This is a genomic window from Streptomyces chisholmiae (assembly GCF_031845445.1).
In the GTDB taxonomy this organism is placed as follows: Bacteria; Actinomycetota; Actinomycetes; order Streptomycetales; family Streptomycetaceae; genus Streptomyces; species Streptomyces chisholmiae.
Genome location: NZ_JAVREO010000006.1, coordinates 16,017 through 34,537, shown reverse-complemented (window position 1 = coordinate 34,537; position 18,521 = coordinate 16,017). Strand labels below are relative to the sequence as shown.

The following is an 18,521-nucleotide window of genomic DNA, read 5'->3' as shown; positions in this document are numbered from 1 at the left end:
GACGCCCCTACGCGCTTCCCCGCGCCCGGGCCCCGCGCCGCGACCCTGTTCGGTCACCGCGGCCGGGGCCCGGGATGCTCGCCTTCCGCTCTCACTCCTCCGACGGCGCCGCGGGGAGCTTGGTCTGGATCAGGTCCATCACCGCCGGGTCGGTGAGCGTGGTGACGTCGCCCAGCTCCCGGTTCTCCGCGACGTCCCGCAGCAGTCGCCGCATGATCTTGCCGGACCTGGTCTTGGGCAGCTCGTCGACGGCCAGGATGCGCTTGGGCTTGGCGATCGGGCCCAGCTCCTTGGCGACGTGCGCCCGCAGCTCCTCGACCAGCCCCTCCTCCTGCTCCGCCCCGCCACGCAGGATGACGAAGGCACAGATCGCCTGCGTGGTCTGCGGGTCGGTCGCGCCGACCACCGCGGCCTCGGCGATCCTCGGGTGGCTGACCAGCGCCGACTCCACCTCGGTGGTCGAGATGTTGTGCCCGGAGACGAGCATCACGTCGTCCACCCGACCCAGCAGCCAGATGTCGCCGTCGGTGTCCTTCTTGGCACCGTCCCCGGCGAAGTACCGGCCCTCGAACCGGGACCAGTAGGTGTCGAGGAAGCGCTGGTCGTCCCCCCAGATGGTGCGGAGCATCGACGGCCAGGGCTCGGTCAGGGTGAGGTAGCCGCCGCCACCGTTGGCCACCTCGACGCCGTCGTCGTCCACCACCGTGGCGCTGATGCCGGGCAGCGGGGTCTGAGCCGAGCCGGGCTTGGCCTCCGTCACGCCGGGCAGCGGGCTGATCATCATGCCGCCCGTCTCGGTCTGCCACCAGGTGTCCACCACCGGGGTCCGGTCGCCGCCGATGTGCTTGCGGTACCAGATCCACGCCTCGGGGTTGATCGGCTCGCCCACCGAGCCGAGCACCCGGAGGCTGGAGAGGTCGAACCGCGCCGGGATGTCGTCGCCCCACTTCATGCAGGTGCGGATCGCGGTGGGCGCGGTGTAGAGGAGGGTGACCCCGTACTTCTCGACGATCTCCCACCAACGACCGTTGTGCGGCGTGTTGGGGGTGCCCTCGTAGAGCACCTCGGTCGCGCCGTTGGCCAGCGGGCCGTAGACGATGTACGAGTGCCCCGTCACCCAGCCGATGTCGGCGGTGCACCAGAAGACGTCGGTCTCCGGCTTCAGGTCGAAGACCGCGTGGTGGGTGTAGGCGACCTGGGTCAGGTAGCCGCCGGTGGTGTGCAGGATGCCCTTGGGCTTACCGGTGGTGCCCGAGGTGTAGAGGATGAAGAGCGGGTGCTCCGCGTCGAACGCCTCGGGGGTGTGCTCGTCGGACTGCTGCTCCAGCGTCTCGTGCCACCAGCGGTCCCGGCCCTCGGTCCACGGGATGTCCTGGCCGGTGCGCCGCACCACCAGGACGTCCCGGACGTGCGCCGCGCCCGGCCGGGTCAGGGCCTCGTCCACGGTCGGCTTCAGCGCGGACGGCGCGCCCCGGCGGTAGCCGCCGTCCGCGGTGATCACCACCCGGGCGTCCGCGTCCTCGATCCTGGTGGCCAGCGCGTCGGCGGAGAACGCGCCGAACACCACCGAGTGCGGCGCGCCGATCCGGGCGCAGGCCAGCATGGCGACCACGGCCTCGGGGAGCATCGGCATGTAGATGGCGACCCGGTCCCCGGTGGCCACGCCCAGCGCGGTCAGCGCGTTGGCCGCCCGGGACACCTCACGCTGCAACTCGGCGTAGGTGATGGCCCGGGAGTCCCCCGGCTCGCCCTCGAAGTGGATCGCCACCCGGTCCCCGTGCCCGGCTTCCACATGGCGGTCCACGCAGTTGTAGGCGACGTTCAACCTGCCGTCGGCGAACCACTTGGCGAAGGGCGGGTTGGACCAGTCCAGCGTCTCGTTGGGCTCCTGTGCCCAACTCAGCCGGCGGGCCTGCTCGGCCCAGAAACCCAGCCGGTCCTCGGCCGCCGCCTGGTACGCGGCGGCGGTCACGTTGGCGTCCGCCGCCACCGCGGCCGGGGGTGGGAACCTCCGCGTCTCCGTCATGAGGTTGGCCAGGCTCTCGTTACTCACAACGCCTCCTTGTTCGCCCCGCCACGGTGAGCGGCCCGCTGATACCGCCGCCGCGGGTGACGAACATGGACGGGGCGGCCAGGACCGACGGCCAGGCGCCCGTCGCGCAAGGCAGTCTCCCGCACGGCGTCAGGTGTGTCCCAGGGCACACCTCATCAGTCCCACCTGGCTTTGACAAGGCCATTCGAACCCTGCGCGATGAACGGTCAGCCGCTGCGACGAACGGGCGACGGGCCGCCCGCCGCACCGGGCGTCGGGACCGCGGCCACCTCTCTCGCCTCCCCCGCGTGCTCGGCCCGCACCGCCGTGAAGACCGGGGGGCGCCCCGGCTCCCGCTCCAGCACATAGGCCTGGGCCCGGCCGACGTGGAAGTACATGCCGCGCAGCTCCAGGGTGCCCTCGGCCAGCCGCTGCGCGACCCGCTGGTGTCGCGCGAGGTGCGTCAACTGCTGCACCACGTTGGCCAGGCAGAGGGACTCCAGCTCGTCCTCGACCGTGACCTCTCCGAGGTCGTCTCCCGACGCACCGCCGGCGCCGGCGGCGTCCGCCGAGCCGCCGTCGAGCCGCGGCGGCGGCCCGGCGTGCAGCCGATCCAGGCTGGGCCTGGCGTGGCGCAGCCAGCGCCCGAGGGCGCCGTCCGGCAGCTCTCCCGGCTCCCGGTCCACCCTGCTCAGCGCCCGCATCGCGCCACAACCCGAGTGCCCGCACACCGTGATGGTGGTGACGCCCAGCTCCGTCAGCGCGTACTCGATCGCCGCGCCCACCGAGTGGTCGCCGGCCTCCGTGCCGGGGGCGGGCACCAGGTTTCCTATGTTGCGGACCGTGAACAGGTCGCCCGGCCCGCTCGACGTGATCATGCTGGTGACCAGCCGCGAGTCGGCGCAGGTCAGGAAGAGCTGCCCGGGACGCTGCCCCTCGCGGGCCAACCTGGCCAACTCCGCGCGGACCACGGGCGCCGTGGCGCTCTGGAAGAGCCGCAGGCCACCGAGGAGCGGATCGGGCAGCGCCACCGAGGAGCCGGCCGGTGAGCCGTCGGCCCGGTGGTTGCGCCAGGACTGCCAGGAGTGGCAGCGGTGCGGCGCCGCCGCACCGCCCCCGGCCTCCGCCAGGCCGGGCGGCAGCTCGACCGACCCGCCCTGGGCCACGTGCGCCGCCCGCCAGTCGTGCAGCGTCTCGTAGGCGGCGTGGTCCATGAAGGTGCTCTCCAACTCGACGGAGACCCGCGCCTTCTCCGGGACCTGGCCGAGCGTCCGGGTCAGCCGAGGCACCGCGAGGAAGGTCAACTGGCCGCGGACGCGCACCCGGTGTCCGCCGTCGGGCAGCGGCTCCTGGCTGATCCGGGTGTGGGTCAGCCGGTGGAGGGCGACCGACACCGCCGTCGCGATCCCCAGGCCCACCCCCTCCAGCACCCCGAAGACCGGGACGCCCACCGCCGTGACGGCGTACACCACCACCTCGCGGTGTCGGGTCACGCTGCGGATGTGGTTGAGGTTGACCATCTGGATGCCGACCACCATCACCAGGGCGGCCAGGGCACCCAGCGGGATCAGCTCCAGCAGCCCCACCAACAGGCCCGTCGCCAACAGCACCCAGCAGCCGTGCAGGATCGTGCTGCGCCGGCTGACCGCGCCGGCCGCGACGTTGGCCGAGCTGCGCACCGCGACCCCCGCCACCGGCAGCCCGCCGAGCGAGCCGGAGACCAGGTTGGCCACGCCCTGGCCGCGCAGCTCACGGTCGAGGTCGGCCCGGGGCACCCGGGGGCCGCCGGCCCGCTGCCTGGCCGTCGCCAACTTGTCGACGGCGACCGCGGAGAGCAGCGACTCCACGCTCGCCACCAGCGTGATCGTGAAGGCCGCGGCCAGGATGCCGAGCACCGGACCGTCCGGCAGCTGGGGCAGCGCGTGACTGCTCCAGGAGGGGAGATCGACCCGGGGTGCCCCGATGGACAGCGCCGAGGAGAGGAGGGTGGCCAACACCAGGGCGGCCAGCGCGGCGGGCGCGGCCTTGCGGAGCACCTCGCCCGACCGACCGGGCAGCCGGGGCCAGAGCAGCAGCACCGCGACCGTGACCCCGCCGATGGCGAGCGAGGCGAGCTGTGGATCGGCCAGCTGGCCCGGCAGGTCGGCGAGGTTCTCCAGGGCGGAGCTCTCCGGATCGCCGCCCAGCACGATGTGCAGTTGGGAGAGCGCGATGCTGGCGCCGATGCCGGCCATCATCCCGTGCACGATCGCCGGGCTCACCACCAGCGCCGACCTGGCCACCCGGAGCGCGGAGAGCGCGAGCTGGATCAGGCCGGCGAGCGCCGTGATGGCGCAGGTGGCACGCCAGCCGTACTGCTGGATCAGGTCGGCCATGATCACCGTGAGGCCGGCGGTGGGGCCGCTGACCTGGAGCGGAGTCCCGCCGATGGCGCCCGCCAGGATGCCGCCGACGGCGGCGGCCACCAGCCCGGCCTGGAGCGGCGCGCCCATGGCCAGGGCGATGCCGAGGGAGAGCGGCAGGGCGATCAGGAAGACGGAGACCGAGGCGGAGAGATCCGCGCGGTGACGGCCGAACGGGGCCCTGGGGGAGCGGGACGTCGGGGCGGTGGGGGACGACGGGGAGGTCGAGGACTCGGCGTGACTCGGCTCGGGCTGGGTCGAATCGGGCGTGGGGGCGCAGGCGGACATCTTCCGTCTCCGTCCGTGAGGGGCGAAAACCCCGGCGTTACATGAGCTATGGCATTTCTCAAGCGTTGGTAAATGGATGGTAATGCCGAGCAAAGTTCCGTACTAGGGGGGAAGTCCGGATGGCTCTCGAATTAATCCGAAGGAGTTAAAAAATCATGGGAACCGCTTGTCATACAAACATCTCTAACGCTGAGAGGAAGAGTTTGTTGGGCTGCCCCGCAGAACGGACGGATCGGGCAAATCACTGCGTTGGTATCGGGAGGACGCGAGATGGGCACACACGCGACGAGGCTGACGGCCACCCTGGCGGTCGTCGGCGCGCTGGCGCTCGGCGCGGCGGGCTGTTCCGCCGACGGCGACCGGAGCACCGGCCGCGACCAGCACGGTCAGGAGGGCGAGAGTCCGGGTGGTGGAGCCGAGGAGGACCCCGGGGACGCGGCCGGAGCCGCGCCCCAACTCCTCGGCGACGGTTCGACCGCCAACACCGGCCCCCAGCCGGAGCAGCCCCCCGCCCCCGAGCCGCTGGCCCCGGGCGAGGAGCCGCCGCAGTTCGTCGTCTTCTCCTGGGACGGCGCCGGCGAGGACGCCAACGAACTCTTCTCCCGATTCCGGCAACTCGGTGAGGAACACGACGCCGACATGACGTTCTTTCTTTCCGGGCTCTATCTGCTCCCGGAGAGCGAACGCCTGAGTTACGAGCCGCCCGGGCGCGACCCGGGCGCGTCCGACATCGGATACCTCTCCGACGAGAGCATCGCCGCCACCCTCGACCAGCTCCGCCTCGCCTGGCAGGAGGGAAACGAGATCGGCACCCATTTCAACGGCCATTTCTGCGGCCCGACCGGAGTGTCCAGCTGGTCGAAGGACGACTGGGTGAGTGAGATCGAGCAGGCCAAGTGGATGGTGCAGAACTGGCGCACCACCACCGGTCTCACCGAGGCCGACCCGCTGCCGTTCGACTACGACACGGAGCTGGTCGGCGGCCGGGCGCCCTGCCTGGAGGGCCAGGAGAACCTGCTGCCGGCCGCCGCCGAGATGGGCTTCCGCTACGACTCCAGTGGCAACTCACTCCAGGTCTGGCCGGAGCGGCGGCACGGGATCTGGGACATCTCGCTCCAGTCCGTCCCCATGCCCGGGCACTCGTTCGAGACCCTGGCCATGGACTACAACTTCATGGTCAACCAGTCCGGCGAACAGAGCGGCGACCCGGCCATGTGGCCCACCTGGCAGGCCGAGATGCACGACGGCCTGATCGCCGCCTTCGACCGGGCTTACGAGGGCAACCGGGCCCCACTGATCATCGGTAACCACTTCAACCAGTGGAACGGCGGCATCTACATGGACGCCGTGGCCGACGTGATCACCGAGCTGTGCCCCAGAGACGGCGTCGAGTGCGTCTCGTTCCGGCAGCTGGTGGACTGGTTGGACGCGCAGGACCCGGAGGTGCTCGACCGGCTGCGGAGCCTCGGCGTCGGCCAGGCGCCGCCCGATGGCTGGGCCTCCTTCCTGGCCGGCTGACCGCCGCCGACGGGCCCGGCCGGGGCTCAGGCCGGCTGCGGACTCGGCGTCTCCCGCAGCACGAAACCGGGGTCGACCTGCGCCGCCAGGTCGGCCCCGGTCCGGTCGTTGCCCCAACTGGCGGCGTTCTTCAGGTGGAAGTGCACCATCTGCTGCGTGTAGCGCTCCCAGTCCCGCTCCGGGTAGGCGGCGTCGGAGGCCAGCCGCATCGCCCGCAGCGCCGTCGCCGTGGCCGGCTCCAGGCTGGCGAAGGGGCGCTCGTCCCCGCGCTCCAGCGCGCGCACCCAGTCGGAGTGCCCGAGGGTCACCAACAGGTCGTCCCCGATCTCGGCGCGCAGGAACGCCTCGTCCTCCGGACCCTGCACCTTGTTCCCGACGACCTGGACCCTGACCCCGAAGTCCCGCGCGTACGAGCGGTACTGACGGTAGACCGAGACGCCCTTGCGGGTCGGCTCGGTCACCAGGAAGGTCACGTCGAAGCGGGTGAACAGCCCGGAGGCGAACGAGTCGCTGCCGGCCGTCATGTCCACCACCAGGTACTCGTCCCGCCCGTCCACCAGGTGGTTCAGGCAGAGCTCCACCGCGCCGGTTTTGGAGTGGTAGCAGGCGACGCCGAGGTCGTCCGCGGTGAACGGGCCCGTCACCAGCAGCCGGGCCGAGCCCTCCGACAGCCGCACCGTGCGGGCGCAGGCCGCGAAGACCGGGTTCTCCTCGGAGAGCCGCAACAGCCGGGAGCCGGCGCCGGGCGGAGTGGTCTTGATCATGGTCTCGGCTGACAGGATGCGGGGGTTGTCCCCGCGCAGGTAGTCCTTGATCAGCGGCAGCCTGGCTCCCAGCGCCGGCAGCGCGGCGGCCTCCTCCTCAGCCAGGCCGAGCGCCACTCCGAGATGCTGGTTGATGTCGGCGTCCACCGCGGTCACCGGGACCCGCCAGGCCGCGAGGTAACGGACGAAGAGCGAGGACAGCGTGGTCTTGCCGCTGCCGCCCTTGCCCACGAAAGCGATCTTCATGTTCAGGAGATTAGTGGCGCCCCGGTGGGGGCTGAGCGGGCGAAGTAGGGAAGTCCACTCGAACGAGTCGTCGTTGATCGCTGGCCCCCGCCTAGGCTTCGGTGCTATGACCCCCGGAGCACCCACCGAACCGCAGACCGATCCGCTGGCCAGACTGGCCGAACTGCCCGGCGTACCCGCCGCGGTGACCGGTGTGCGGGAGGCGGTGGACGCCGTCTACGGACACCGGGTGATGCGTCGCCGCAGTCCCGAGGTGTCCGCCGAGGCCGCGCTCCGTGGCGCCCGCGCCTCGGCGGCGCTGGCCGGCGCCGACTGGGCGCTTGAGGAGGTCAGGCGGCGCAGCGACTTCGGCGCTGACCCGGCGGCCCGGACGGTGGGCGCCGCGCTGCGCGCGACCGCCGAGGCCACCGAGTCGCTCGGCATCTGGCGGACCTCCCCGCTGCGGGTCCTGGCCCGCCTGCACCTGGTCGCCGCCGGCGAGCCCGAGGCGGCCGGCGACCGGGACCGGATCGGCCGGCCGCGGCTGGCCGGCGAGGCGGTCGACGAGCCGGCACTGGCCGAACTGCCGGGCCCGCCCGGCGTCGACGAGGTGGCGGCCCGGCTGGACGCCCTGGCCGGTCTGGTGGTGGCGGGCTCGGCGGCGCCGGCGCTGGTCACCGCCGCCGTGGTGCACGGCGAACTGCTCGCCCTGCGCCCCTTCGTCAGCCACAACGGGGTGGTCGCCCGGGCCACCGCCCGGCTGGTGCTGGTGGCCGGCGGGCTCGACCCCAAGGCCGTCACGCCGGCCGAGGTGGGGCACGCGGAGCAGGGCGCGGAGCGCTACCTCGCGGCGCTCGACGGCTATCTGACCGGGAATCCGGCCGGGGTCGCCGGCTGGCTCGCGCACTGCGCGCGGGCGGTCGAGCTGGGCGCCCGCGAGTCGGTCGCGGTCTGTGAGGCCCTCCAGCGCGGCGCCGCCTGAGCGGGAGCCGGACCGCAGACGGGGTTCTGCGGCGGACTGACCGAGGGGGCGTGCGCCGGCGCTCAGCCGGCGGCGCGCCCCGCCGTCCGGCGGCGGCTGGCGTACCACCAGACCAGGCCGCCGGCGGTGGCCGCGGCCACCGCGGCCGTCGCCATCAGGGCGGGGCGGGAGGGCATGCCGAGCGCCACCCGCTGGCGCAGCCGGACCGGCCGTTCGAAGGTCAGGACCGGCCACTCGCGGGCGGTCGCCTCGCGGCGCAGCGCCCGGTCGGGGTTGACCGCGTGCGGGTGCCCCACCGACTCCAGCATCGGCAGGTCGGTGACGGAGTCGCTGTAGGCGTAGCAGCGCGCCAGGTCGTAGCCCTCGGAGACGGCCAGCTCGGCGATGGCCTCGGCCTTGGTGGGGCCGTAGGCGTAGTAGTCCACCTCGCCGGTGTAGCAGCCGTCGGCCACCACCAGCCGGGTCGCCACCACCCGGTCGGCGCCCAGGAGTTGACCGATCGGCTCGACCAGCTCGGCGCCCGAGGTGCTGACGATCACCACGTCCCGGCCGGCCGCGTGGTGCCGTTCGATCAGCGAGGCCGCCTCGTCGTAGATGATCGGATCGATCACCTCGTGCAGCGTCTCGGCCACGATCTCCCGGACCTGCTGGACGTTCCAGCCACGGCAGAGCGCCGAGAGGTACTCCCGCATCCGTTCCGTCTGCTCGTGGTCCGCGCCGCCCAGGAGATAGAGGAACTGGGCGTAGGCGGTCCGCAGCACGGCTCTGCGGTTGATGAGCCCGCCCTGGTAGAACGACCTGCTGAAGGTGACCGTGCTCGACTTCGCGATGACGGTCTTGTCAAGATCGAAGAACGCGGCGGTGCGGGGCTGCGGCAGGATTTCCACGCCCCGAGCATAAGGGCCCGCCATTCGGCGTACGCTGGGGCGCGTGGGTTTGCCTGAGAAGGCTCTCGGGTACACCATGGAAGTCACGGATCGTTCGCGACCGTGCTAACCCGGTCCGGCTCCTCCCCCCCCGAGTCGGCCGTGGAAGACGACCCCCGCTCTCCCCCCCGGCGGGGGTCGTCGCCTGTCCGGGTGTATTTTCGCAGGTCAGGGCCTTGCTCTCGGCGCCGCTTCGGCGTGACCACCCGGCCGGGGCGCCCAGACGCGGGGCGCGCGCTTCGCCGTCTTTCCCCTCTCGCGCCCCAGGTAAGCGATAACTGTGGGTATCTGTCTGATCTCGTGCTATAGGCGCCGATGCCTCGTGTGGGTGACGGACTTTTCCACAGGCAGCGGGTTATCCACAGATTTGGGGTGAGATCCCCAACGGCTTCCGGAACGCGCCACGGTGGTGGCGTCCTGTTTCGACGGCGCCCGACCGTGAGTTCGGCGCCCGGAGCCGAGGAGCTTCGCCATGGTGGATATCCCCGCCACGCCCGCTTCCCCTTCGCCGCCCCCCGCTTCTTCTTCCTCGTCCGCTGTTCCATCCGCCGTCTCGGCCGGGGCCGCGCCGGTCTCCGTGCTGATCCTCACCGAGGACGCGGAGCTGCTGGACGACCTGCTCCGGCTGTGCGCCGTGGCCGGCGCCGAGGCCGAGGTGGCGCACGGCGCGCCGCCGACCGCCGAGCAGTGGTGGCGCGCGCCCCTGGTGCTGGTCGGTGACGACCGCGCGCTGGCCGCCGCCGACCGGGCGGCCTCGCCCGGGCGGCGGCCCGGCGTGCTCCTGGTCGGCCGGGACCTGGACGACCACCGGATCTGGGCCCGCGGCATCGCCCTCGGCGTCGAGCAGGTGCTCCACCTCCCGTGGGACGAGTCCCGGCTCGCCGGCCGGATCGCGGACGCGGTCGAGGGCCCGGGGCAGGAGACGCTGACGATCGGCGTGCTGGGCGGCCGCGGCGGCGCGGGCGCCTCCTCGCTGGCCTGCGCCCTGGCGGTGACCGCCGCGCGGCGCGGCCGGCGCAGCGTCCTGGTGGACGCCGACCCGCTGGGCGGGGGGCTCGACGTCCCGTTCGGCGGCGAGCGCACCCCGGGGTCGCGCTGGCCGGCCCTGGCCGCCGCCAGGGGGCGGCTCTCCAGCGCCGCGCTCGACCAGGCGCTGCCCCGGCTGCACGGCGTCGGCCTGCTCAGCTGGGACCGCGACGAGGGCGTGCGGCTGCCGGTCGAGGCCATGCGCTCGGTGCTGGCCGCCGCCCGGCGCGGTGGTGGGGTGCTGGTGCTCGACCTGCCCCGGGCGGTGGACGACGCGGCGGCCGAGGCGCTCACCCAGCTCGATCTCGGGCTGCTGGTGGTGCCGGGCGAGTTGCGGGCGATGACGGCCGCCCGGCGGGTGGTCGGCGGCGCCGGCGCGCTGGTGCGGGACCTGCGGTTGGTCGCCCGGCTGCGGCCGGGCGACGGCCTTCCGGGGGTCGAGCTGGCCCGGATGCTGCGGCTGCCGCTGGCCGGCGAGCTGCCCGACGAGCCGGGGCTCTCGGTCGCCGCCGAGATGGGCGAGCCGCCGGGTGCCAACCCGAAGGGCTCCCTCGCCGCCTTCTGCGACGCGCTGCTGGAGCGCGCCCGGCCCGCCAGGGAGGCCGCGGTATGACGGGCGCCGATTTCCGGGCCTCCCTCGCCGGGCTGGGGGACGGCCCCGGCCGCCCCGAGCCGGCCGGCCACCCCGACCCGCTGCCGGACCTCCCGCAGCTGCTGGAGACGGTGCGGCTGCGGCTGGCCGAGGAGGGTGCCGAGCCGACGCCGGGCCGGGTGGCCGCCGCGCTCCGAGCCCAGGGCCGGCTGTTGGGCGACCGGGCGGTGCTCGCGGTGGTCAGCGCCCTCCGCTCCGAGCTGGTCGGCGCGGGCCCGCTCCAGCCGCTGCTGGCCGCGCCCGAGGTCACCGACGTCCTGGTCAACGGGCCCGACGAGGTCTGGCTCGATCGCGGTCGTGGGCTGGAGCGGGCCGGCGTGCGGTTCCCCGACGCGGCCTCCGTCCGCCGCCTGGCCCAGCGGCTCGCCGCCTCCGCCGGCCGCCGGCTGGACGACGCGCGCCCCTGGGTGGACGCCCGGCTCGCCGACGGCACCCGGATGCACGCGGTGCTGCCCCCGGTGGCGGTCGGCTCGCCCTGCGTCTCGCTCCGGGTGGTGCGGCACCGGGCCTTCACGCTCGCCGAGTTGACCCGGGCGGGGACGCTGCCGGCCGGTGGCGAGCGGCTGCTGCGGGCGGTGCTGGCCGCCCGGCTCTCCTTCCTGGTCACCGGCGGCACGGGCTCCGGCAAGAGCACGCTGCTGGCCTCGCTGCTCGGCCTGGTCGGCGAGCGGGAGCGGGTGGTGCTCGTCGAGGACTCGGCCGAGCTGCGGCCCAGCCACCCGCATGTGGTCCGGCTGGAGACCCGCCCGGCGAACCAGGAGGGCGCCGGCCGGGTCTCGCTGCGCGACCTGGTGCGGCAGGCGCTGCGCATGCGGCCCGACCGGCTGGTCGTGGGCGAGGTGCGCGGCGCCGAGGTCACGGAGCTGTTGGGCGCGCTCAACACGGGCCACGAGGGCGGCTGCGGGACGCTGCACGCCAACGCGGCGAGTGACGTGCCGGCCCGGCTGGAGGCGCTCGGCGGGGCGGCCGGGCTGCCCAGGGACGCGCTGCACAGCCAGTTGGCCGCCGCGCTGGCCCTGGTGCTGCACCTGGTCAGGGACCGGGCCTCGGGGCGTCGCCGGCTCGCCGAGATCCACCTGTTGGAGCAGGGGGCGGACGGGCTGGTGCGGACGGTGCCGGCCGCCCGCTGGGGGCCGGACGGCTTCGTCGAGGAGCGGGGCTGGGCGCGGCTCTCCGCGCTCTGCGCGCGCGGCGGGGGAGCGGCGCTGTGAGGGGGCAGGCGATCCAGTGCGGCGCGGCCCTGTGCGCGGCATCCGGGGCCTGGCTGCTGGTCAGGACGGGCCAGCGGGCCGCGCGGGTCAGGCGGCTGCTGGCGGGCCAGGGGCGGCCGCGACCCGGGCGCGGGCCCGGCTGGCGCTCCCGGCCTCCGTGGCGGGCCCGTGCGTGGCGGCTCGACGCGGCCGGCCTGCGGCTGCTGCTGGGCTGGTTGGCCCTGGGCGGCCTGCTGGCCTGCTGGGCCGCCTCACCGGTGCCGCTGGTGGCCTCCTGCGGGACGGTGCCGCTGGTCGCCCGCTGGTGGCGGCGCCGAAGGGCGGCGCGCGCGGCGCGCCTCCAGCGGGACGCGGTGGTGGACTTCTGCGTCTCGCTGGCCGGCGAGGTCGGCGCCGGCCGGCCGGTCGGGGCGGCGCTCACGCTGGCCTGCCGCACCGAGCTGGGGCCGGCCGCGGCGGCCCCGCTGGCCGCGGCCAGCTACGGCGGAGACGTGCCGGCGGCGCTGCGCTCGGTGGCCGAGCGGCCCGGAGCCGAGGGGCTGCGCGGGATCGCGGCCTGCTGGGAGGTCGCCGTCCAGGGCGGCGCCTCGCTCGCCGCCGGGCTGGAGCGGGTGGCCGAGGCGCTGCGCGCCGAGCGCGACCAGCACGAGGAGTTGCGCGCCCAGCTCGCCGGCCCCAGGGCTACGGCCACGGCCCTGGCCCTGCTGCCGGTGCTCGGCCTGGCCCTGGGGGCGACGATGGGCGTCTCGCCGCTCGGCGTGCTGCTGGGCACGCCGGCGGGCGGACTCTGCCTGGCTCTCGGGGTCCTCTTCCAGATCGCGGGGATGGCGTGGGTCGCGGCCATCGTCCGCGCGGCCGAGCGGGCGTCGCCATGACCGCCGAAACGCTGTGGCGCTGGGCGAGCCTCGCCCTGTTGGCCCTGGCGTTGCCCGTGACGGTCCGCGAGCTGAGGGCGTCGCTGCGGACGCGCGGTCGGCTGGCCGCGTTGCGCGGCCGGGCCCCGGCGCGGTCCCGGGCGTGGCGGTGGCCCGGCCGCCGGGGCGGCCGGGGAGCGCCCGACCCGGCGCTGCCCTTGGTCACCGAGCTGTTGACGGCCTGTCTGGCCGCCGGTGCCGAGCCGGGCGCCGCGGCCCGGGCGGTGGGCGTGTCCGTGCGCGGGCCGGTCGGCGCGGCGCTGCTGAGGGCCTCGGCCGAGCTGCGGCTCGGCGGTGAGCCGGCGGTGGTCTGGGGCCGGGTGGGGCGGCTGCCCGGCGCCGAGCGGCTGGCCAGCCGACTGGTGGCGGCGGGCAGCAGCGGCGCCCCGCTGGTCAGCGCGTTCGCCGCCGAGGCCGCGGAGACGCGGGCGCGGCGCGGCCGGGCGGCACAGGCGGCCGCCCGCCGGGCGGCGGTGCTCGTCGCCGGCCCCCTCGGGCTCTGCTTCCTGCCGGCCTTCCTGCTGCTCGGGGTGGCACCCGTGGTGATCGCGTTGGCCCAGGAGCTGAGCTGACGTGTCGCCCGCGCCCTTCGCCGCCGGCCCTCGTGCCCCGCCCCGCGATCCCCGCGGTCAGCAGTCGCCCGCAGCGGCGGAACACACCAGACGAACAGGAGAACAAGCATGCCCTGCCTCAGCTCACCGGCCCCGCGCCCGTGCCCCCGATCGACCGCCCGCCCGACGTCGCGGCGGGGCCCGTCGCCCGGGCGGCCGTCGGCGCCACCAACGGTCGGCCGGCCACGCCGGCACCGCCCGCCCCGGCCCGCCCCGCGGCCGTACCGCCGGCCGTGGCCGGACCTCGGGATGAGCACCACGGAGTACGCCGTCGGCACCCTGGCCGCCGCCGCGCTGGCCGCGGCCCTGCACCGGATCGTCTCCTCCGACACGGTCACCGGCGCGCTGCGTGATCTGGTCGAACGTGCGCTCCAGGCGCCGCAGTGACGGCGGCCCCGGCGCGGCCGGGCGGGCCGGCGGCCGGGGGTACGTCACGGTGGAGAGCGCCCTGGTCATCCCGGTCCTGCTGGCCCTGGCCGGCGCGCTGCTCGGCGTACTCGGCGTCTGCGCCACCCAGTCCCTGTGTCACGAGGCGGCGCGTTCCGCGGCCCGCGCCGCCGCCCGGGGCGAGCCGGTCGAGCAGGTGCTGCGGGTCGCCCGGGCGGTCGCGCCGGACGGCGCCGGCGTCGAGGTCGCCCAGGACGGGCCCCTGCACAGCGTCACGGTCTCGGCGCCGTCCTGGGCGACGCGGCTGCTGCGGCTCACCCCCACGGCCCGCGTGGTGGCCCACGTCGAGCCGCGGTAGCCGCTGGCGGGACCGCGGCGGCGCCACGGTCTGGGCCGCGCTGCTGTCGCTCTCGCTCTGCCTGGTCCTCGGCGGCGTCCTGACGCTCAACCAGGCGCTGATCGCCCGCCAGCGGGCCGCGGCGGCGGCCGACATGGCGGCCCTCGCCGCCGCCGACCAGGCGGCGGCCGGCCCGGCCGCCGCCTGCGCCGCGGCGCACCGGGTCGCCGAGGCGCAGGAGGCGGAGGTGGTGCGCTGCCACCTCGGCGGCGAGGTGGCCGACCTCACCGCCGAGGCGGCGGTCGGCCCGCACACCGCCCGGGCCAGGGCCCGAGCCGCGCCGGCCGGCGTCCCCGACCCGGCCGTTCCGGCCCTCCCGGCCGGCGCCGCCTCAGCTGGTCGGCCGCCCCCGCAGCAGCTGGGTCAGCACCCGGATGGCGCCCGCCTTGTGCAGCGGTTCGTTGCCGTTGCCGCACTTGGGGGACTGGATGCAGGACGGGCAGCCGGCCTCGCACTCACAGGCGGCGATGGCGTCCCTCGTCGCGGCCAGCCACCGCGCGGCGGTGTGGAAGGCCCGCTCGGCGAAGCCCGCCCCACCCGGGTGCCCGTCGTGCACGAAGACGGTCGGCAGCAGGGTGTCCGGGTGCAGCGCCGTGGAGACGCCGCCGATGTCCCACCGGTCGCAGGTCGCGAAGAGCGGCAGCATGCCGATCGCCGCGTGCTCGGCCGCGTGCAGCGCCCCGGGCAGGATCGCCGGCGGGATGTTCGCGTCGGCCAGCTGCTCCTCGGTCATCGTCCACCACACCGCGCGGGTCCGCAGGGTGCGCGGCGGCAGGTCGAGCCGCGTCTCGCCCAGCACCTCGCCGCTGAGCAGCCGGCGCCGCAGATAGGAGACCACCTGCTGGGTGACCTCGACCGAGCCGAAGCACAGCCGTCCGTCCCCCCAGGGCACCTCGACCTCGGTGTCCAGCACGGCCAGCTCGGTCACCTCCCGCGCCGACGTGGACCAGGGCGGGCTGGCCTCCTCAACCAGCGCCACCGAGCCGGCCAGGTCAAGCTCCCGGACGACATAGCTGCGCCCCTGGTGCAGATGGACCGCGCCCTCGTGCACGGCGCTGTGCGCGGCGGCCGCGTCCACGGTGCCCAGCAGCCGGCCGGTGCCCGACTCGACCACCTGCACGGGCTCGCCGCCCTTCCCCCTGATGTCCACCAGGTCGGCCGGCCGCTCCCGCCGCGTCCAGTACCAGGACGCGCCGCGCCGCCGCAGCAGACCACGGTCGGTCAGCTTGGGCAGCAACTCGGCCGCCGTCTGGTCGAACAGCGCCGGTTCGTCAGCGAAGTCCGCCTCGGTCAACGGCACTTCCGCGGCGGCGGCGCAGAGGTGCGGGGCCAGCACGTAGGGATTGCCCGGGTCGAGCACGGTGCTCTCCACCGGCTGCTGGAAGAGCGCCTCCGGATGGTGCACCAGATAGGTGTCCAGCGGGTCGTCGCGCGCGATCAGCACGGCCAGCGCGCCCTGCCGCCGCCGTCCGGCGCGGCCGGCCTGCTGCCACAGCGACGCCCGGGTGCCGGGGAAGCCGGCCAGCAGCACGGCGTCCAGCCCGGCGATGTCCACGCCCAGCTCCAGGGCCGTGGTGGCGGCCAGCCCGAGCAGCTCTCCGCTGTGCAGGGCCCGCTCCAGCTCCCGGCGCTCCTCCGGCAGATAGCCGCCCCGGTAGGCGGCGACCCGCCCGGCGAGCCGCCGGTCGGTGGTGGCCAGCCGGTCCTGGGCGACGAGCGAGATCAGCTCGGCCCCCCGCCGGGAGCGGACGAAGGCCACCGTCCGCACGCCCTGTCCGGTGAGATCGGAGAGGAGTTCGGCGGTCTCCGCGGTGGCCGTCCGCCGGACCGGCGCGCCCCGCTCCCCCCTGGCCTCGGTCAGCGGCGGCTCCCACAGGGCGAAGACCAGCTCGCCCCGGGGCGAGGCGTCCTCGGTGACCTCGGTCACCGGCAGCCCGACGAGCCGCCCGGCCGACGCGCCCGGCTCGGCCGTGGTCGCCGAGGCCAGCAGGAAGCTCGGCTCGGCCCCGTACAGGGCGCACACCCGCCGCAGCCGGCGCAGTACCTGCGCGACGTGCGAGCCGAAGACCCCTCGGTAGACATGGCACTCGTCGATCACCACATAGCGCAGCGCGCGCAGGAAGGAGGACCAGCGCCGGTGGGCCGGTAGCAGCCCGCCGTGCAGCATGTCCGGGTTGCTGAGCAGCAGGTTGGCGTGGTCCCTGGCCCAGCCGCGCTCCTCGCGCGGGGTGTCCCCGTCGTAGGCGGCGGGCCGGACGGCCGTGCCCAGCGGCCCGGCGAGCCGGCGTATCGCCCGCCACTGGTCGGCCGCCAGCGCCTTGGTCGGCGCCAGGTAGAGCGCGGTCGCGCCGCGCCGGTTGGGGGCGGCCGCGCCGTCCAGCAGCGCGCTGAGCACCGGCACCTGGTAGGTCAGCGACTTGCCCGAGGCCGTCCCCGTGGCCACCACGACCGACTCCCCGCGCACTGCGTGCGCGATGGCCTCCGCCTGGTGGGCCCAGGGCCGCTCGATGCCGGCGGCGCGCAGCGCCGCCAACACTTCGGGGCGTATGCCATCCGGCCAGTTTGCATGGACCTCCGCCCGCCCGGGCAGGCGTTCGGTATGGGTGACGCGGCGCGCCCGCTCCCCGCGCCCGCTCAACCGGGCCAGCACCGCCTCCGGAGACCGGCCGTGCCGGTCGGCCTCGGCGTCGTTCGGGGGTGGCTGGTAGTGGTGCACAAGGAACGAGTCTGTCACTGGTCCGACGGACAATGGCTGTAAGACGTCGTGCTGGGCAGGCGGTAAGTGGTTGAATGCCCTGGCGGCTGCCGATCCATGGGGGGCGACCGCTCGTTAGCAAGGTGCTGGAGGACGATCCGTGGACCTGTCCCTTTCGACCCGAACCGTAGGCGACCGCACGGTCGTCGAGGTCGGCGGCGAGATCGACGTATACACCGCGCCCAAACTGCGCGAACAGCTGGTGGAGCTGGTCAACGACGGCAACCACCACCTCGTGGTGGACATGGAGCGCGTTGACTTCCTGGACTCCACGGGGCTTGGCGTGCTGGTGGGTGGCCTGAAGCGGGTGCGGGCGCAGGAGGGCTCGCTGCGACTGGTGTGCAATCAGGAACGCATTCTCAAGATCTTCCGGATCACGGGCCTGACCAAGGTCTTCCCGATCCACGAGTCCGTGGACGAGGCCATCGCCGCCACCGACTGACACGTGGTGCCAGGCACGCCCAGCAGAAGTTCGAAAGATCACCAACCAGCCGCCCCGGCCGCGCGACGGTCTAGCCGCCGTCGCCACCATGGCCGGGGCGTGCTGTCCGCATCACCGAGGGGGATGGCATGGCCACCGTCGAACTCCGCTTCAGCGCGTCCCCGGAGCATGTGCGCACCGCCCGGCTGGTCGCCGCCGCGGTCGCCAGGCGGGCCGGGGTGGAGGAGTCCGCGCTGGACGAGTTGCGTCTCGCGGTCGGCGAGGCGTGCAGCCGCGCGGTCGGTCTGCACGCCATCCACGGACTGACCAGCCCGGTGCGGGTGGTGCTCACCGAGGGTGAGAAATCCTTCTCCATCGAGGTCGGTGACGACGCGCCCAGCGCGGTGCCGGCCCCCCGGGAGTCCTCGGCCAGCGAGGCCGCCGAGGACACCGACGAGCTGGGCCTGGCCGTGATCAGCGGTCTGGTGGACGACGTGGAGGTCGTCTCGGCGGCCTCGGGCGGCCTGATCAGGATGAGCTGGCCCACGGCCACGCCCTCCCTCCCCTGAGCCGCCCGCCGCGGTTCTTCCCGAGCCGGCGGTTCCCCGAGCGGCCGGCCGCTCCTTCCACACCGCCCGGTCCGACCGGCCTCCGGCCCCGGACCGGGCGCGCGTGCGTGCCCGCCGGTCACACGCGCCTCCCCGTACGCGTTCTCCTCCGCAGCGCACCGCAGCGCACCGGGCCGCGGGCCGGCACCACACGACAGCCCGAGCCCGGCCCCCGGCCCGCGTTCGCCTGACCACGGATTTCGGGCGGCTCGCCCGCAACGTGTTTCCGCGGTCCGAATTCCCGCCCCGGTCTCCCCGCTGACCATGTCTCACCTCATTTGTTGATCAGGTTCCGGGCGCCGTTTTCGATCATTCGTCCGCCCGTTGTACGGCAAGGCGCCCCGGCCGGTATTTCTGCTCCGCGTCCCCTGTGCCGAATCGGAGTGCTTCCCTACACTCCGG

At 74.8% G+C, this 18,521-nt stretch carries 15 protein-coding genes and 1 pseudogene; 11 read left to right on the top strand and 5 right to left on the bottom strand.

The genetic code is table 11. The annotated features are described in order from the left end of the window. Positions 1–91: 91 nt before the first annotated feature. Positions 92–2,053 carry an acetate--CoA ligase gene (gene acs / locus RM844_RS11560; protein ID WP_311666980.1) on the bottom strand — a complete coding sequence of 654 codons (1,962 nt, stop codon included), beginning with the start codon at positions 2,051–2,053 and terminating at the stop codon, positions 92–94. 206 nt (positions 2,054–2,259) lie between these two features. Further along, on the bottom strand, positions 2,260–4,722 hold the full coding sequence (locus RM844_RS11555; protein WP_311666979.1) for a SulP family inorganic anion transporter: 2,463 nt from the start codon (positions 4,720–4,722) through the stop codon (positions 2,260–2,262). A gap of 270 nt (positions 4,723–4,992) precedes the next feature. Here RM844_RS11555 and RM844_RS11550 point away from each other — a divergent pair, with 270 nt between their 5' ends. Further along, positions 4,993–6,240, top strand: coding sequence for a polysaccharide deacetylase family protein (locus RM844_RS11550; protein WP_311666978.1), 1,248 nt, complete (start codon positions 4,993–4,995; stop codon positions 6,238–6,240). A gap of 26 nt (positions 6,241–6,266) precedes the next feature. On the opposite strand, the gene RM844_RS11545 is transcribed toward RM844_RS11550, so the two are convergent. Continuing rightward, complete coding sequence (locus RM844_RS11545) at positions 6,267–7,250, bottom strand: ATP-binding protein (RefSeq protein WP_311666977.1); 984 nt, start codon at positions 7,248–7,250, stop codon at positions 6,267–6,269. Positions 7,251–7,356: 106 nt separating this feature from the next. Here RM844_RS11545 and RM844_RS11540 point away from each other — a divergent pair, with 106 nt between their 5' ends. Further along, the gene (locus RM844_RS11540) at positions 7,357–8,211 is read left to right on the top strand and encodes a Fic family protein (protein WP_311666976.1); all 855 of its coding nucleotides are present in this window, start codon (positions 7,357–7,359) and stop codon (positions 8,209–8,211) included. Positions 8,212–8,273: 62 nt separating this feature from the next. Here RM844_RS11540 and RM844_RS11535 read toward each other — a convergent pair whose 3' ends face one another. Continuing rightward, positions 8,274–9,122 carry an HAD family hydrolase gene (locus RM844_RS11535; RefSeq protein ID WP_394814487.1) on the bottom strand — a complete coding sequence of 283 codons (849 nt, stop codon included), beginning with the start codon at positions 9,120–9,122 and terminating at the stop codon, positions 8,274–8,276. A gap of 487 nt (positions 9,123–9,609) precedes the next feature. Between RM844_RS11535 and ssd the strand changes: the two genes are divergently transcribed. The 7 genes and pseudogenes from ssd to RM844_RS11500 all read left to right on the top strand — a co-directional run. Next, a complete protein-coding gene (gene ssd / locus RM844_RS11530) occupies positions 9,610–10,776 on the top strand; it encodes a septum site-determining protein Ssd (RefSeq protein WP_311666974.1) in 1,167 nt (388 codons plus the stop codon). Further along, entirely contained in the window at positions 10,773–12,026 is a 1,254-nt protein-coding gene (locus tag RM844_RS11525) for a TadA family conjugal transfer-associated ATPase (RefSeq protein WP_311666973.1), read from the top strand. Before ssd ends, RM844_RS11525 begins: the two co-directional genes overlap by 4 nt. Then, positions 12,023–12,901 carry a type II secretion system F family protein gene (locus tag RM844_RS11520; RefSeq protein WP_311666972.1) on the top strand — a complete coding sequence of 293 codons (879 nt, stop codon included), beginning with the start codon at positions 12,023–12,025 and terminating at the stop codon, positions 12,899–12,901. The genes RM844_RS11525 and RM844_RS11520 overlap by 4 nt, the downstream gene beginning before the upstream one ends. Then, positions 12,898–13,512: a type II secretion system F family protein gene (locus RM844_RS11515; RefSeq protein ID WP_311666971.1), complete on the top strand. Its 615-nt coding sequence runs from the start codon at positions 12,898–12,900 to the stop codon at positions 13,510–13,512. Before RM844_RS11520 ends, RM844_RS11515 begins: the two co-directional genes overlap by 4 nt. A gap of 288 nt (positions 13,513–13,800) precedes the next feature. Then, positions 13,801–13,938, top strand: a complete 138-nt coding sequence (locus RM844_RS11510) for a DUF4244 domain-containing protein (RefSeq protein WP_311666970.1) — start codon at positions 13,801–13,803, stop codon at positions 13,936–13,938. Continuing rightward, positions 13,901–14,296 carry a TadE family type IV pilus minor pilin gene (locus RM844_RS11505; protein WP_311666969.1) on the top strand — a complete coding sequence of 132 codons (396 nt, stop codon included), beginning with the start codon at positions 13,901–13,903 and terminating at the stop codon, positions 14,294–14,296. The genes RM844_RS11510 and RM844_RS11505 overlap by 38 nt, the downstream gene beginning before the upstream one ends. A 40-nt stretch (positions 14,297–14,336) precedes the next feature. After that, positions 14,337–14,558: pseudogene (locus RM844_RS11500) on the top strand (Rv3654c family TadE-like protein); the annotation flags it as partial. Between the two features lie 108 nt (positions 14,559–14,666). On the opposite strand, the gene RM844_RS11495 reads toward RM844_RS11500, so the two are convergent. Then, positions 14,667–17,051: a DEAD/DEAH box helicase gene (locus RM844_RS11495; protein ID WP_394814493.1), complete on the bottom strand. Its 2,385-nt coding sequence runs from the start codon at positions 17,049–17,051 to the stop codon at positions 14,667–14,669. Positions 17,052–17,190: 139 nt separating this feature from the next. Here RM844_RS11495 and RM844_RS11490 point away from each other — a divergent pair, with 139 nt between their 5' ends. Further along, positions 17,191–17,532 (top strand): STAS domain-containing protein, encoded by a 342-nt coding sequence (locus RM844_RS11490; RefSeq protein ID WP_052847650.1) that lies wholly within the window; start codon positions 17,191–17,193, stop codon positions 17,530–17,532. A gap of 128 nt (positions 17,533–17,660) precedes the next feature. Beyond that, positions 17,661–18,080: an ATP-binding protein gene (locus RM844_RS11485; protein ID WP_311666967.1), complete on the top strand. Its 420-nt coding sequence runs from the start codon at positions 17,661–17,663 to the stop codon at positions 18,078–18,080. The last annotated feature ends 441 nt before the right edge of the window (positions 18,081–18,521 follow it).